The organism is Campylobacter porcelli (assembly GCF_002139855.1).
GTDB lineage: Bacteria > Campylobacterota > Campylobacteria > Campylobacterales > Campylobacteraceae > Campylobacter > Campylobacter porcelli.
The window spans coordinates 869,839-884,874 of sequence record NZ_CP018789.1; the positions used below are offsets into that span (position 1 = coordinate 869,839).

The window sequence follows — 15,036 nt, forward strand, 5'->3', positions numbered from 1 at the left end:
ATGGAATTTAAAATAGACAAAATAAGCCAAAACGCAAGAGCTTGCACCATAAAGATGGCTCATGGCATAATCAAAACTCCAGTGTTTATGCCAGTTGGCACACTTGGAGCGATTAAGAGTCTTGATGCGGTAGATATGAGCGAAATTTTAGACGCTAAGATAATTTTAGCCAATACTTATCATCTCTATTTACGCCCTGGAAGCAAGGTAGTAAAGGGATTTGGCGGACTTCATGGATTTAGTGGATTTGATAGAAATTTTCTAACTGATAGCGGTGGATTTCAAGCTTTTTCTCTCTCTCATCGCTCTAAGGCTGATGAAAATGGGATTAAATTTAAAAGTCATATAGATGGTAGTTTGCACTATTTTACACCAAAAAGTGTGCTAGATACGCAGTATGATTTAGGCAGTGATATTATGATGATTTTAGATGATTTAGTGGCTCTTCCAGCGACAAAAGAACGCATAGAGCTAAGCCTAAAACGCACGATAAAATGGGCCAAAGAGGCTCAAATGTATCACAAAACTCAAAAAGCAAATGGAGTTGGCGCTCATCAAAATCTCTTTGGTATCATACAAGGCGGGACTGATTATAAAGCTAGAAAAGAGTGCGCTACGGCGCTATGCGATATGGAGTTTGATGGATTAGCCATAGGTGGATTAAGCGTGGGCGAGTCAAATCAGCAGATGTATGATACAGTTCAAGGCGTTATGCCATATATCGACCCTAATCGCCCTAGGTATCTAATGGGCGTTGGTACCCCAGAGGATCTAGTAGAAAATGTAAGTCGTGGGGTGGATATGTTTGATTGCGTGATGCCTACAAGAAATGCTAGAAATGGGACTTTATTTACTAGTTTTGGTAAGCTCAATATCAAAGCGGCTGCTTTTATAAATGACCATGAGCCAATCGACCAAGAGTGCCAGTGCTATACTTGTAAAAGATACTCTAGGGGCTATCTAAATCATCTATATAAGGCTAGAGAGCTTACATTTTTTAGACTAGCAAGTTTGCATAATCTACACTACTATCTAAATTTAATGAAGCAAATAAGAGAGGCGATAATGGCTGATAAATTTGCTGAGTTTAGGAGTGAATTTTATGCGAAAAGAGCGTAAATAATCTGATTTAAACCATTTTTAAAATGGTTTTATCAATTTCATTAAATCCTTGATTAAAAAACTCCCTACTAGGCTCGGCGTAAAACTCATAATCAAAAATTTTAGTTCTTAAACTATGTAGATATAATCTATTAGAGCTACTTTTGGCATATTTTTCATCACCCAATACACCAAATCCACTACTAGCTAAATGCACCCTAATCTGATGAGTTCTACCTGTCTCTATATCCACTCTTAATAGCGATTTTTTGCCTTCGACTGCTATTGGGGCGATATGCGTGATGGCTGATTTACCATTTTTTAGATCAATCTTTGCGAATGCTCCAGATCTTGTTTTTATGGTAGTTAGTGGCTGATTAATTGTCAAATTTTCACACACTATCCCCTTAACAACTGCTAAATAGGTTTTTTTCACCCTATTTTGTGAAAACTCCCTAATAGCCCTTTGCTGGAAATCATCATTTTTATATAGCATTATTACTCCGCTAGTCTCCTTATCCAAGCGATTTAATAGTGGAAATTTAAACATTTCAGCGATTTTTTGGCTTGTGATAAATGGCGGTTTATTTACTGCTATGATATTTTCATCTTCAAAAATTTTAGATGGCTTTGGCAATTTTGTAATTTTAAATTTAGCACTCTCTTTTAAAAGCCCTCTAGCAAGCACAACTCTTTGACCGCCTACGCTCACAAGCCCAGCATCTATCATCGCTTTTGCTTCGTTATTTGAAATTCCCTCTTGAATGGCTAAAAGTTTATAAGCTTTTTGCATATTTATCCTTTTATCTCTTTTATTATCTTATCCATATCGCACATATTTATAATTTTTGTGCTTTTTAAATTTGAGTTTATCTTCTCCCACACATCATCATATGAGCAAAACTCAATCCCGCTTACTGCTTTATATAGGTCTTTTTGATTATAGATATACTCTCCGCTTAGAATTTTACAACCAAATTGAGCCGCCTCTATAGGATTATGCCCTCCAATGCCATATTCAAAGCTACCACAAAGCACGACAATATCGGCAATTTGATATAAATTCACTAGCTCCCCAAGAGTATCAATAAGAATAATTTGCGATCTTAACCCCATATTATCACTAAATTTCTCAAAGCTCATATCGCTTTTAATGCTATCTTTGATAATTTTACACACTTCAGCAAATCTCTCAGGGTGCCTTGGAGCGATAAAAAACTGATCATTTGGGCTTAAATTTAAATTTTTAAGCAAATTTATCTCTTCATTTTGATGAGAACTAGCTATTACTATAACTCTTTTATCTGGCTTTTTATATTGCTTTGATGGCTTTGGTAGATTAGCTGATTTTATATTGCCAACAACCTTAATATTTTTTGCTCCCAGCGTAGCTAGACGCTCTTTATCCAAATCGCTTTGAGCTAGCACCAAATCAACATATTTAAAAAGCCATCTATAATAGAATTTAAATCTTAGATAATTTTTATAACTTTTATCGCTAATTCTAGCGTTTAAAAGCACCGTTTTTGATCCATTTGATTTAGCAACTTTAAATAAATTTAGCCATAGCTCTGCTTCAAAAACTATCAAAACTTCTGATTTGCTTAGCCAAAAAGGTAAAAAACACTCAAAAGGCAAAAATCTACAATCAGCGTATGTATTAGCATAGTCAAATCCAGTTTGAGTAATCACGCTAACCCTACAATCACCCAAACGCCTTACTAAAGGCTCAATAGCACGAGCTTCACCAAGACTACAAGCGTGGAAGTGGTATTTGGCTAATTTTGGTTTTGAATTTTTGATTAAAAAAAATCTTGCCCTTATACTACGGATAAACTTCTGCTTAAAACTCAACAACCATAAAAATGGAGATGAAATCAAAAGCAAAAGTGCCGTAAATAGAGTATATATCACTCCTGTGTAGTCTCTTTATAGAGAATTCTACCACAATGCGGACATGTAGTTATATCATCACTTTTAATAATATGAGCATAAGTCTTATCATTTATCTTCATAAAACAGCCATAACAAGCCTGTTTTCTCACTGGCACAACGGCTGTATTTTTAGCCCATTTACGAATTTTTTCATAAAATGTAAGAATTTTTTGATTCATATCAGCTAATAGCTTCTCTTTTTGATCGTAAATTTTACTTCTTTCATCATCAATAGCTTTTATCTCATCAGCAACTTCGCTACTTATACCCTCAAGGCTATTTTGAATTTGCGTTTTTTTCATCTCAAGCTCAGATTTTAACTCATTTTTACTATCGATAATTCTCTCAAGTCTATTAATCTCTTCATTAGCTGCTTCAAGCTGATCTTTAGCTAAATCCTCTTCTAAATTTAGAGCTTTTATCTCTTTTTCGCTTTTTACTGCTGAAGTTTTTTTACTAATTTCTTTGATTTTAGCGTTAAATTCATTAATGTGAGAGTTTGTATTGGCAATTTGAACTTTTAATTCTGATATTTCATTATCAACTTTTTCTATATTTTCATCTATAGCGATTATCTCATCTTTTTTAAGTTGTAAATTTCTATTAATACTCTCAATTCTTGGTGCGTAACTATCTATTTTTTGATCTATTTGTGATAAACTTACAAGTTGCTGTAGATATTTATTCATTGATTTCCCTTTAGTTATCTATATTCGAATGGATTTATTGAATTTGTGATTGTAGCAAAAAGATTAAATTTTTGCAAGTAAAATGCCAACGACTCCCCAAAATATCGCTCACTTTCAAAATGATTTATATCAATCAAGCTAAGCGAATTCTCATAAGATTCAAGTGCTGTGTGATACTTAAAGTCACCACTTAAAAAGCAATCAGCCTCAAAGCTACCAATTAATTCACTCCCACTTCCAGTGCAAATTGCGGCCGTTTTTATAAATTCAGACCCCTTGACAACCCTTAAAGTTGGTAAATTTAATTTAGATTTTATCCTAGATACAAACTCTTCAAAGCTCTGATTTACCTCAAATTTAAGTATAAAATCGCCATATTGTTCATAATCTTGATAACCCAAAATCTCGCTTAGGACAAATCGATTTAAAACAACCTTATCATAATTAGTATGCATTGAGATTAGGCTAATATCCTTTTTAATCATCATTTTGATTAAATTTGATGGATATTTGCTACTATCAACTCTTTTTAACCCCTTAAAAATAAGCGGATGATGAGTGATAAAAAGCGTATTTGGCTTAGCACTAGCCACAATAGTGCTATCTAAATCCAAGCTAAGCACAATATCATCAAATTCATCATTCATGCTACCTATGATTAATCCAGAATTATCCCAACTCTCTTGTAGTTCAAATGGTGCTATACTATCTAAAATAGCGTAAATTTCAAATATTTTCACCTATTTAAACTCTTTTTATAAGCCATAGCACAACCCTTAGCCAACTCTCTAATCTTAAGGATATAATCTTGCCTTTGCGTAACGCTAATCGCCCCACGAGCATCAAGCACATTAAAAGTATGTGCCGCAAGCATACAATAATCATAAGCTGGAAGTGCCAACCCATGCTCCAAAATCGCCTTACACTCATTAGAGTATGACTCAAACCAATCAAAGAGCTTAGCAGTATCAGCTATTTCAAAGTTATATTTGCTAAATTCAAATTCGCTCTGTTTATGGACATCGCCGTAGGTTACTACATTTGAATTATGCTCATCCCAAATAATATCATAAACACTATCTTTATCTTGAAGATACATAGCCAGGCGTTCGATTCCATATGTTACTTCTGCGCTAACTACCTCACAAGGTATTCCGCCAACTTGCTGAAAATATGTAAATTGCGTAACCTCCATACCATCTAGCCAAACTTCCCAGCCTAAGCCCCACGCACCAAGAGTTGGGCTCTCCCAGTTATCTTCTACAAATCTAATATCATGTTTTTTAAGGTCTAATCCAAGCCTTTCTAAGCTTTTTAGATATAGCTCTTGGATATTTTTTGGGCTTGGTTTCATTATTACTTGAAATTGATAGTAGCTACCAAGTCTATTTGGGTTTTGACCATATCTACCATCGGTTGGTCGTCTAGATGGAGCTACATATGCCACATTCCAAGGCTTATCTCCTAAAGAGCGTAAAAATGTAGCTTGATGATATGTCCCAGCACCAGCTGGCATATCATATGGTTGGACGACAATGCAACCTTGCTCATTCCAATACTGCTGAAGAGTTAAAATTATCTGGCTAAATGTCATAAATTTCCTTTATTGTCATTAAAATTCTCTATTGCTTTATTCCACATTAGCTTATATTTTCTCTTTAAAAACTCAACCTCTTCTTGAGCCAATTTAAGCTGATTAGTAAGCGTCTCTACGGTTTTTCTATCTTCATCATATAGTTCTTGCATGGAGTATAAAGCCTCTTTGAGAAATTTATTCTCATTTCTAAGTGCATCTAGCGTCTCATCTTTAGCGTCTAAAACTTTTTCGTGTAAATTTAAAATAGTCCCAATGGTCTTTTCTACAAAGCTCTCTCCAGGCAAGTTATAAGGCTCTCCGCTTACTACCATCTCTCCATTGCTAGTTGGCACCACGCTCATAGTGCCTTCATTTGCCTCTATATAGACTATATCATTATCTATTTTTGTATTTAATGCACCTCTTTGGATCATGCCATCTACAACTTCTCGTTTTAAATGAACTAGCTGACAAAACTCATCAATAGCTAGATATGTTTTCATTTAGCACCACCTAGAAGCACCTCGATCTTTTTAGAATCTGCCTCTAATAATTTAGCTTGTTTCTCTCTATCTTCTTTTAATTTTATTGCTAAATTTTCATCAGTTAGGGCTAAAATTTGCATTGCTAAATACGCAGCATTTTTAGCTCCAGCCTTACCAATTGCCAAAGTCGCCACTGGTATGCCAGCTGGCATTTGAACTGTGGAGTATAGCGCATCTACGCCATTTACAGCTGATCCACCCATAGGCACACCAATAACTGGCTTAATAGTATAAGCCGATACCGCTCCAGCTAAATGAGCTGCCATACCAGCTGCACATATAAATAGAGCCGCACCCCTAGCATCGGCATCTTCTACATATTGATGAGTTCTAGCTGGGCTTCTGTGAGCTGAGCTAATAATCATCTCATATTTGACATCAAATTCCTCTAAAATCTTAGCCGTTTCACTAATAATCTCATAATCGCTCTTACTACCCATTATAATGCTTATAAATTTCATCTACTCTCCTTTTATAATCTCTTTACGCAAAAAACTAAACTCAGGCAAATTAGCAGGAAGCCTAATCTCATTCTCATTTCCACTATGAATTTCATCAAATTCTTTGCCTTTTGTGCTTATTAATTTTTTGAATTTTACATAGTATTTATCATCTTTTTTATAGATACTTCCTAGCTCATTCTCTACGCTATTTATCACAGCATTAACAGGAGCAAAGATCTCGTATTCATGCTTGGTATCTATCTTAAATTTGGTTTTAAAGCTAACCCCATCAGTGCTAATAGCATGGACTTGATGAGTGCCCTCTTCTATGCTATTTATATGATTTTGCGTATCTTCTCTCTCATAAGGCTTATGAATGAGATAGCCATCGCTAAAGCCTCTATTTTTAAGCGTATTTAGCTCAGCTTCATAAATTTCTGGACGGAAATTACCCGCTATAGTATCATCAATTGCCATCTTATAGGCTTTTGTCGCACAAGCAACATAATACTCGCTTTTTGTGCGACCCTCTATTTTTAGGCTATCTATGGCTTGGGTTTTAATGATTCTCTCTATATGCTTACTTAAATTTAGATCTTTAGAGTTCATTATATGTGTGCCATGCTCGCTCTCTTCTAGGCGAAATAACGCCCCATTATCTGGGCTTTTAGCGTATAATTCATAGTTAAATCTGCAATCATTAGCACAACTTCCACGATTGCTTAATCTACCGCTTTGGACTGCTGAGACTAGACATCTACCAGAGTATGCAAAGCACATTGACCCATGGCAAAATATCTCTAATTCCAAGCTTGGTATCATCTCTTTTATTAGCACCGCATCTTTTAGGCTCATCTCACGAGCAGCGACAATCCTACTAGCACCCATATCGTGATAAATTTGAGCATCAAGATAATTCATTACATTTGCTTGTGTAGAAAGGTGTATCTCAATATTTGGAGCAATCTCTTTAGCAAGTTTCATAACTCCTGGAGTTGCGATAATAAAGGCATCTACGCCAAATTCGCTAATAGTTTTAATATGTTTTTTGAGATTATCAAGCTGAGTATTATATGGAAATCCATTTATTGTAGCGTAAAATTTTACCCCGCTTTTATGGGCTAATTTTACACCATATTCAAAGCTTTCAAGATTAAATTCCTTCGCACTTCTTTGACGCAAAGAGAAGTTACCTACACTAGCATAAACCGCATCAGCCCCATAAGCCAAAGCGATTTTAAGCTTGGTTAAATTCCCAGCTGGGCTTAAAAGTTCTGGTCTTTTCACTTTTTACTCAATGATTCAATTAAAGCTTCTATATCGGCGTTACTTACAACATCTTCGGTTGTAGTATCCCCATCTATATGAATAGCAGAGCCAACCCGCTTATCATCATCTATTTTACCTTCAAATAAGCTATTCATATATTTACTCAAAGCGCGCATTACATTAATAACTCTCTCTATTTTTTGGCGATGAATATCTTGATATTGCATCATATCCATAGTCATCATAACTTCATCTTGTCCCATTTGAAGGCTATTTATCGTATCATCTAGCTTGGTATCTAAATTTTTATTAAGCTCTAAAAGCTCTTCAAATGCCGCTACATTAGGGAATTTAGAGTGTAGATTTTCAAATATTTCTAGATTTTTTGCTATACCAGCTTTTATATCATTTGATACGCCTTCAGCATCTGCGAAAAATCCACTAATAGTCTCAAGCTTATCAAACATCTCTGTGGCTTTTTTTTCTGAATCTTTCGTAACATCATCAAGCTGATGAACTACTTTGTGATCGTCTGTCGGTGGTGGTGGTGGCCAAGCCGCAGTAGAGCTTACCCTATAATTATCATGCGTTATAATATGCCCATCATCTTGAACTACACTATCAGCGTCTTCTTTTGAATTTGCCTCATTATCAAGACCAATCTTATCTATATCATCTATACTATTACCTAAATCGCTTAAATCATCAGCCATTAACGCATCTAACTCTTCTTGCGTCATAAGAACTCCTTAAGAACATAATTGCGTGATTGTATCTAAATTTATATAAATTTTGCTTTACATTATCAAATTCATATAAATTTCAAAAAAATATTTTAAATTTTGCTAATTTTAAGAAATGATTTAGTATAATTCTAACTCTTAAATTTAAAGTGCGCTCTTAGCTCAGCTGGATAGAGCATTTGATTGCGGTTCAAAAGGTCAGAGATTCGAATTCTCTAGGGCGCACCATTTTATTATTTTATTATCCAAATTTATATTTAATCTTTCATCTTGTATAATTATAAATATTATTGATATTTTCAAGGATTATTTATGATTGTAGATTTACATAACCACACCCCACTTTGTAATCACGCTACTGGGACGCCCATTGAGTATGCTAAGGCTGCGTTTAATCAAGGGTGTAAATATTATGGATTTAGCGACCACGCACCGATGAATTTTGATCAAAAATATAGAATGAGCTTTAAGGATATGGATGATTATAAAGAGTCAATTGAGATGGTTAAAGCTGAATTTAAAGGCAAGATGGAGATTCTTTTTGGCTATGAGGTGGATTATTTACCAGGATTTATAGATGAGCGAGTGATGGGAGCTAAGGTTGATTATCTCATTGGTTCGGTGCATTTTTTAAATGGCTGGGGATTTGATAATCCTGAGTTTATCGGAGAGTATAAAAATAGAGATATTGATCAAATTTATATAGACTATTTTAATGCTATCAAAGATATGGCAAGATATGGTAAATTCGATATAGTCGGTCATATTGATTTAATCAAAGTTTTTAACTATAAGCCTAAAAAAGATATTAGAATTATCGCTAGTGATGCTCTAAAAGAGATCAAAAAAAGCGGTATGAGTATAGAGCTAAATAGCGCTGGACTTCGCAAACCAGTGGGCGAAATTTATCCTGGAGATGAAATTTTGGAGATGATGAGTCAGATGGGTATTGATATTACTCTATCTAGCGATGCTCACTGCGTAGAACATGTTGGCTTAAATATGGATAAAACTATAGAAAAAGCTAAAAAATTTGGTTATAACGAGGTTGCAATATACCAAAATCGTGAGAAAAAAATGGTAAAAATTTAAAATAGTATAGATTTCAATATAAATTTAAAATTAAAATTGCTATTTTATGCTATAATGTGAAAATTTTAATTTTTAAGGAGTTTGCCTATGGGTAGATTTGTTAATAGCGTTAGCGAATTTTTCACATATTGTGATGAAAATGAGGTTAAATTTGTTGATTTTCGCTTTACTGATCTAAAAGGAACATGGCATCACGTATCATATAATATTAAAGCAATAAATGTAGATTCTTTTAAGGGAATTCCATTTGATGGTAGTTCAATTGATGCGTGGCAGCCTATACATAAGTCGGATATGATGCTTATACCTGATGTTGAGACTGCATTTTTAGATCCATTTACTGCCGATACAACAATCATCGTAATATGCGATGTATATGATATATATAAAAATGATCTATATGAGAAATGCCCTCGCTCAATCGCTAAAAAGGCTATGCAACACCTAAAAGATAGCGGAATTGGCGATGTTGCGTATTTTGGACCTGAAAATGAGTTTTTTGTCTTTGATAATGTAAGAATTATCGATAAACAAAATTGTGCTATGTATGAAGTAGATACTGAAGAGGGCGAATGGAATGACGCTAAAGACTATAAAGATGGTTATAATAGCGGTCATCGCCCAAGAGCACAAGGCGGATACTATCCAGTTCAACCAATTGATTCAATGGTAGATCTAAGAGCTGAAATGGTAAATGTGCTAGAACAAGTAGGTCTTGAGACCTTTGTGGTGCATCACGAAGTTGCTCAAGGTCAAGGCGAAATAGGTGTGAAATTTGGAACATTAGTAGAAGCTGCCGATAATGTGCAAATTTATAAATATATAGTAAAAATGGTAGCTCATTTAAATGGCAAAACAGCCACATTTATGCCAAAACCACTATATGGCGATAATGGTAGCGGTATGCATGTCCATCAAAGCATATGGAAAGATGGTAAAAATTTATTTTATAAAGCTGGAACATACGCTAATCTAAGCGATATGGCTAGATGGTATATTGGTGGGGTGTTAAAACATGCTAGAAGCGTTGCAGCATTTACCAATCCAAGCACAAATAGCTACAAAAGATTAATTCCTGGATTTGAAGCACCAAGCATTTTAACATACTCTTGCCAAAATAGAAGTGCTAGTTGCAGAATTCCATATGGATCAGGTGAAAAAAGCGTAAGAGCTGAGTTTAGATTTCCTGATAGCACCGCTTGCCCATATCTAGCATTTGCAGCAATGCTGATGGCAGGACTTGATGGTATCAAAAATAAAATTGAGCCAGTTGGGCCAATGGACGAGGATCTATTTGAGCTAACTCTTGATGAGATTAGAGAGCGTGGAATTGAGCAATTACCACATACACTAAGAGGAAGCTTAGAAGCTGTAATCCGTGATAATAAATATTTAAGCGCTATAATGACAGAGCACTTTATAGATACATATCAACACTATAAATTTGAAACTCAAGTATGGCCATATGAGCAACGCCCTACTCCATTTGAGTTTAAAACAGTATATTCTTGCTAATTTAACCCATTGGGCTTAAGGCTCAATGGGAATTTAGTCTTTCAATAATAACCGCAGCAATCGCAAATCCGCCATCGTGCGTGATACTAAGCGATGAGCTTTTGATATTAAATTTACTCTCTATGTGTTTGACAAATTTAATCTTTGGAGCACCTTTGCTATCTTTGTATATGGTAGCGTCATTAAAGCTAAATTCTGCTCCAATTCCGCAGCCAAGAGCCTTGCTAATAGCCTCTTTTGCAGCCCAAAACCCAGCTATAGTAGCATCACTCTTAGCAATTTCTATCTCGCTACTATTTAAAAATTTACGCAAAAATAGCTCACCATGCCTTATTTTAGCATTGGCGATCCTATCTATGCTTACAATATCAATGCCTATCATTGAACGATAAAATCAGTAAAAAAGACATTTTTAATATATCCATCTCTTAGAACCTCATTTATTCTAGTTACTAACTCATCTTTTAGACGCTCTTTGCCTTTGGCTGTGCTTACATCTTCATATGTTTTAGCTGATAGACTTCTTATGATAATATCCCTGATTAATGCTTGTTTTTTATCTATTTCTGAGCTTAAAGCCTCTTCGCTTAGCTCTAAATTCATTGTGGTTTTTAGGTATCTAGTGCCACTTTCGCTAAGTAAATTTACGACATATTGCTCCATCGGATAGACTGGACCGATATTAAAAAAATCATTGGAGCGTTGTTTTGGTGCTACTTGAGTTGGAGGGACATTGGCGGCTTGAGAGACTTGCTTATCATCTCCGCCACTCATTAAAAGCATAACAACAATTATCCCAATAATTAATAAAAATACAACCACGCCAATAATAGCTATTAGCACCACCGGACTTTTCTTACTCTCTAATTTTATATCTTCATCTGCCATTTTGATTCCTTTTTTAATTTAAATTTATCTAAATAAGACTATTAGCCAACTATATTTTTCAATACCCCAATGCCTTCTATCTCACACTCTATCACATCGCCTTTCTTAAGATATTTTGGCGGAGTAAAGCCCATACCTACTCCGCTTGGCGTGCCAAGTGATATTATTGTGCCAGCTTTTAAAGTCATACCTGCACTTAAATCACTTATTATATATGCTGCATCAAATATCATATCTACGGTATTTGCATTTTGCCTTAGCTCGCCATTTACTTTTGAGCTAATTTTTAAATTTGATATATCAAGGTCAGTCTCAATCCAAGGCCCCATTAGCGTTGAGCCATCTAAGCTTTTACCATAATACCACTGCTTATATCTATTTTGAATATCTCGTGAGCTAATATCATTTAAAATTGTATAGCCAAAGACATACTCTAAAGCCTTATTAATAGGAACATTAAAAGCATCTTTACTAATAATCAATGCTAGCTCCACTTCATAATCTAGCGTTTGAGTTATCTGGCTATGGCTTGGAAATACAGCTCCATCACCCAAAATATAGTTAGCCCTTTTACCAAAATATACAGGAAATTCTCTCTTGCCATCAAATTCAATCTTTTTAAACCTATATGACTCCTTAGCATGCTCCATATAATTAATCCCAAGACAGATAATATCTTGAAGTGGGCTTAAAATCGGCGATAATATATGGATATTATTATATGGCTCGCCACCGCTTTTTAAGCTTAATTCATTTAGAATTTGATATTGAGCTTGATCTAGAGTGGTTATCAAATCATTCATATCTTTTTTATCTATTCCAACGCTACTAATATCTATAACTCCACCATTTGCGCTCAATACGCCAAGCTTAATTTGATTATCTTGTTTATAAGTTAAAAGCCTCATTTTTTAATCTCGCTAATTGCTAGTTTTAATCTAGTAAAACCATCTTTCATCTCTTTTTTACTTAAATTTAGTGGTGGCAAAAATCTTAAGGTACTATCACCAGATCTTAATACCAAAACCCCACATTCTAAAGCTTTTGATACTATTTTGCTTAATAAATTGCTATCTTTAACCACTATGCCTTGCATTAATCCAAGACCAACTCTTTTAAGAAAAATATCGCTATTTTGCTCCACTAATTTATCTAAATTTTTTTCAAATTTAGCTATTTTTTTATCCAATTTTCCACTATTTTTTAATCTGCTTAATTGGCTAAGCACATATTCAGCCACGCTAGTTACCAAAAATCCGCCACCAAATGTGCTTCCATGATCTCCTGGCTTAAAGATAGATACCCTACTTGCACACGCACTAATTGGCACTCCATTGCCAAGTCCTTTAGCAAATGTAATAATATCAGGCGTTATATCATATAATTTAGATGTTACAAACTCCCCTGTGCGGTAGATACCACATTGAACTTCATCAGTGATAAGCAAAATATCTCTTTGCTTTAAAATCCTAGCTAACTCTTGGACTTTAGCCTTATCAAGCGGATTTATGCCGCCCTCACCTTGGACTAGCTCAATTATCACAGCTGCGGTATTTTGATTTAAATTTTTAATAATCTCATCTATATCATCATAAAATTTAAATCCATCTGGATAAGCCCCAAATTCATCTGGATGAAATTTATCCTGACCAGTCATCGCTAAAGTTGCGATAGTTCTGCCATGAAATGAGTTTTTAAGGCTGATAATTTCGCTTTTTCGGCCTTTAATAAAACCAAATTTTCTAGCCAATTTTATCGCACACTCATTTGCCTCAGCACCACTATTAGCAAAAAATAGCTCATATCCACCACCTAGCATATTTGAGATTTTATCGGCAAGTTTAGATTGTGGAGTGATATTATATAAATTTGAAGTGTGAAGTAGTGTTTTAGCCTGTTTTGAGATGACTTTTTCTACACCTTTATGGCTATGACCCAAAGCACAAACCCCAATCCCACTAGCAAAATCTATATAATCTTTACCACATTTATCCCACAAAGTAGCACCTTTACCACGCACAAAACTAACACTAGCTCTACTATAGTTATTCATCAGCATAAATCAATCCTTATAGTGAATTTGCGGCAAATTCCAATTTCTATAATATGCTACAAGCCGCCATGCAACACCAAATATAAATAGAGCAAATATCCAATAAATGCTAGTTAGCTCAGCTAAATACATAAAATAGTATATCGCCCCAACCCCCATACTAATTGTGCCGTATAATCCAGTTTTTAAAAACCATGGAACCTCATTTAATAGCATATCTCGTATAATCCCACCGCCAACACCATTAAAAAATGCCACCATAATTACACCAAAAATATTAAGACCAAACTCCAAAGATACAATAGCACCAACAATAGAAAAGCTTACTACATCTACAGCGTCAGTCATAATAAATATAAATTTTTTATCTAAATTATTTCTATCTTTTTTATGAAATTTCAGTAAAAAAGCTAAAATCATAACAGATAAAACTATACAAACAGGAATATAGTGAGTAAAAGAGTACGCAGGGCGACCGACTATAACATCACGGATTAGCCCTCCGCCAAGTGCTGTTAAAAATGCGGCCAAAAATACACCTAGCCAGTCACAACCCCTGCGTATCCCAAATAAAAAGCCACTCAAAGATGCTGATGCGATACCGACATACTCTGCAAATAAAAAGGCTTCCATAGCTAATTTTAAGCTTTAAGATTAAAACTCAGATTTGATAGATTCAACCCACTTATCGGCTCTTTTTTGCCAATTTTCATCATTTTTATAATCAATTGCAAGACCTATAAATTTGCCATTGATAAATGATAGTGAGTTTTTGAACACATATCCATCAATATCAGTTGCACCCACAAGTTTAGCGCCACGAATTAATGGTAAAAACTCTACCAAGCCATCAAGAAATGTAGTAGGATGTTTGATAGTGCCACCAACTCCTACAAGGGCTAAAGTCTTACCACCAAAATCAGCCTCACTAATTAAATCTAATTTAGCTTTGAAATCCTTTTGCAACTCCCCATGACCATGAGTAGATGCTGCAAAAATCAATCTATCATATTGATTTATAAATTCAAGCGTTAAATCCTTAGCGTCGATTATCTCGCTATCAAAATTTTTACCTATATACTCTGCTACAGCTTTAGTATCTCCAGCATTTGAGCCATATACTATACCAATTTTTGCCATTGTATTTCCTTATAAGGGTAAATTTAAAGGTTAGATTATATCAAAGC

General features: G+C 34.7%; 18 protein-coding genes and 1 tRNA gene. 4 read left to right on the forward strand and 15 right to left on the reverse strand.

Translation table 11 applies throughout. The features are described 5' to 3' along the window. Positions 1-1,119 carry a tRNA guanosine(34) transglycosylase Tgt gene (tgt, locus tag CSUIS_RS04390; RefSeq protein WP_086297392.1) on the forward strand — a complete coding sequence of 373 codons (1,119 nt, stop codon included), beginning with the start codon at positions 1-3 and terminating at the stop codon, positions 1,117-1,119. A 10-nt stretch (positions 1,120-1,129) separates the two neighbouring features. Here the strand turns inward: tgt and CSUIS_RS04395 are convergent, their stop codons facing one another. Genes CSUIS_RS04395 through CSUIS_RS04435 form a run of 9 tightly spaced genes read right to left on the reverse strand, consistent with a single transcriptional unit; the run spans position 1,130 to position 8,298 of the window. Then, a complete protein-coding gene (locus CSUIS_RS04395; RefSeq protein ID WP_192940166.1) occupies positions 1,130-1,894 on the reverse strand; it encodes an RluA family pseudouridine synthase in 765 nt (254 codons plus the stop codon). A gap of 2 nt (positions 1,895-1,896) precedes the next feature. Further along, positions 1,897-3,015 (reverse strand): lipid IV(A) 3-deoxy-D-manno-octulosonic acid transferase, encoded by a 1,119-nt coding sequence (gene waaA / locus CSUIS_RS04400; RefSeq protein WP_086297396.1) that lies wholly within the window; start codon positions 3,013-3,015, stop codon positions 1,897-1,899. Beyond that, complete coding sequence (locus CSUIS_RS04405; RefSeq protein ID WP_086297398.1) at positions 3,012-3,725, reverse strand: zinc ribbon domain-containing protein; 714 nt, start codon at positions 3,723-3,725, stop codon at positions 3,012-3,014. The genes waaA and CSUIS_RS04405 overlap by 4 nt, the downstream gene beginning before the upstream one ends. A gap of 14 nt (positions 3,726-3,739) precedes the next feature. Continuing rightward, a complete protein-coding gene (locus tag CSUIS_RS04410; RefSeq protein ID WP_086297400.1) occupies positions 3,740-4,465 on the reverse strand; it encodes a Nif3-like dinuclear metal center hexameric protein in 726 nt (241 codons plus the stop codon). Then, complete coding sequence (gene glyQ, locus CSUIS_RS04415; protein WP_086297402.1) at positions 4,462-5,319, reverse strand: glycine--tRNA ligase subunit alpha; 858 nt, start codon at positions 5,317-5,319, stop codon at positions 4,462-4,464. Before glyQ ends, CSUIS_RS04410 begins: the two co-directional genes overlap by 4 nt. After that, entirely contained in the window at positions 5,316-5,804 is a 489-nt protein-coding gene (locus CSUIS_RS04420; protein WP_086297405.1) for a DUF3972 domain-containing protein, read from the reverse strand. The genes glyQ and CSUIS_RS04420 overlap by 4 nt, the downstream gene beginning before the upstream one ends. Beyond that, entirely contained in the window at positions 5,801-6,307 is a 507-nt protein-coding gene (gene purE / locus CSUIS_RS04425) for a 5-(carboxyamino)imidazole ribonucleotide mutase (protein ID WP_086236666.1), read from the reverse strand. Before purE ends, CSUIS_RS04420 begins: the two co-directional genes overlap by 4 nt. Then, a complete protein-coding gene (locus CSUIS_RS04430; RefSeq protein ID WP_086297407.1) occupies positions 6,308-7,576 on the reverse strand; it encodes a peptidase U32 family protein in 1,269 nt (422 codons plus the stop codon). Next, positions 7,573-8,298: a chemotaxis protein gene (locus CSUIS_RS04435; protein WP_086236664.1), complete on the reverse strand. Its 726-nt coding sequence runs from the start codon at positions 8,296-8,298 to the stop codon at positions 7,573-7,575. The genes CSUIS_RS04430 and CSUIS_RS04435 overlap by 4 nt, the downstream gene beginning before the upstream one ends. 154 nt (positions 8,299-8,452) lie before the next feature. On the opposite strand from CSUIS_RS04435, the gene CSUIS_RS04440 reads away from it, so the two are divergent. The 3 genes from CSUIS_RS04440 to glnA all read left to right on the forward strand — a co-directional run bounded on the left by CSUIS_RS04440 (position 8,453) and on the right by glnA (position 10,908). Further along, a tRNA-Arg gene (locus tag CSUIS_RS04440) sits at positions 8,453-8,529 on the forward strand. Positions 8,530-8,613: 84 nt separating this feature from the next. Next, positions 8,614-9,393 carry a histidinol-phosphatase gene (locus tag CSUIS_RS04445; protein WP_086297409.1) on the forward strand — a complete coding sequence of 260 codons (780 nt, stop codon included), beginning with the start codon at positions 8,614-8,616 and terminating at the stop codon, positions 9,391-9,393. 87 nt (positions 9,394-9,480) lie between these two features. After that, positions 9,481-10,908, forward strand: a complete 1,428-nt coding sequence (gene glnA / locus CSUIS_RS04450; protein WP_086236662.1) for a type I glutamate--ammonia ligase — start codon at positions 9,481-9,483, stop codon at positions 10,906-10,908. 22 nt (positions 10,909-10,930) lie between these two features. Here glnA and acpS read toward each other — a convergent pair whose 3' ends face one another. Genes acpS through CSUIS_RS04480 form a run of 6 tightly spaced genes read right to left on the reverse strand, consistent with a single transcriptional unit; the run spans position 10,931 to position 14,989 of the window. Next, positions 10,931-11,290 (reverse strand): holo-ACP synthase, encoded by a 360-nt coding sequence (gene acpS, locus CSUIS_RS04455; protein WP_086297411.1) that lies wholly within the window; start codon positions 11,288-11,290, stop codon positions 10,931-10,933. Further along, positions 11,287-11,796 carry a flagellar basal body-associated protein FliL gene (gene fliL / locus CSUIS_RS04460; protein WP_086236660.1) on the reverse strand — a complete coding sequence of 170 codons (510 nt, stop codon included), beginning with the start codon at positions 11,794-11,796 and terminating at the stop codon, positions 11,287-11,289. The genes acpS and fliL overlap by 4 nt, the downstream gene beginning before the upstream one ends. A gap of 41 nt (positions 11,797-11,837) precedes the next feature. Beyond that, the gene (locus tag CSUIS_RS04465; RefSeq protein ID WP_086297413.1) at positions 11,838-12,704 is read right to left on the reverse strand and encodes a fumarylacetoacetate hydrolase family protein; all 867 of its coding nucleotides are present in this window, start codon (positions 12,702-12,704) and stop codon (positions 11,838-11,840) included. Further along, positions 12,701-13,855, reverse strand: coding sequence for an aminotransferase class III-fold pyridoxal phosphate-dependent enzyme (locus CSUIS_RS04470; RefSeq protein WP_086297415.1), 1,155 nt, complete (start codon positions 13,853-13,855; stop codon positions 12,701-12,703). Before CSUIS_RS04470 ends, CSUIS_RS04465 begins: the two co-directional genes overlap by 4 nt. 3 nt (positions 13,856-13,858) lie before the next feature. Continuing rightward, the gene (locus tag CSUIS_RS04475) at positions 13,859-14,482 is read right to left on the reverse strand and encodes a trimeric intracellular cation channel family protein (RefSeq protein WP_086236657.1); all 624 of its coding nucleotides are present in this window, start codon (positions 14,480-14,482) and stop codon (positions 13,859-13,861) included. Positions 14,483-14,503: 21 nt separating this feature from the next. Beyond that, complete coding sequence (locus CSUIS_RS04480; protein WP_086297417.1) at positions 14,504-14,989, reverse strand: flavodoxin domain-containing protein; 486 nt, start codon at positions 14,987-14,989, stop codon at positions 14,504-14,506. Positions 14,990-15,036: the final 47 nt, after the last annotated feature.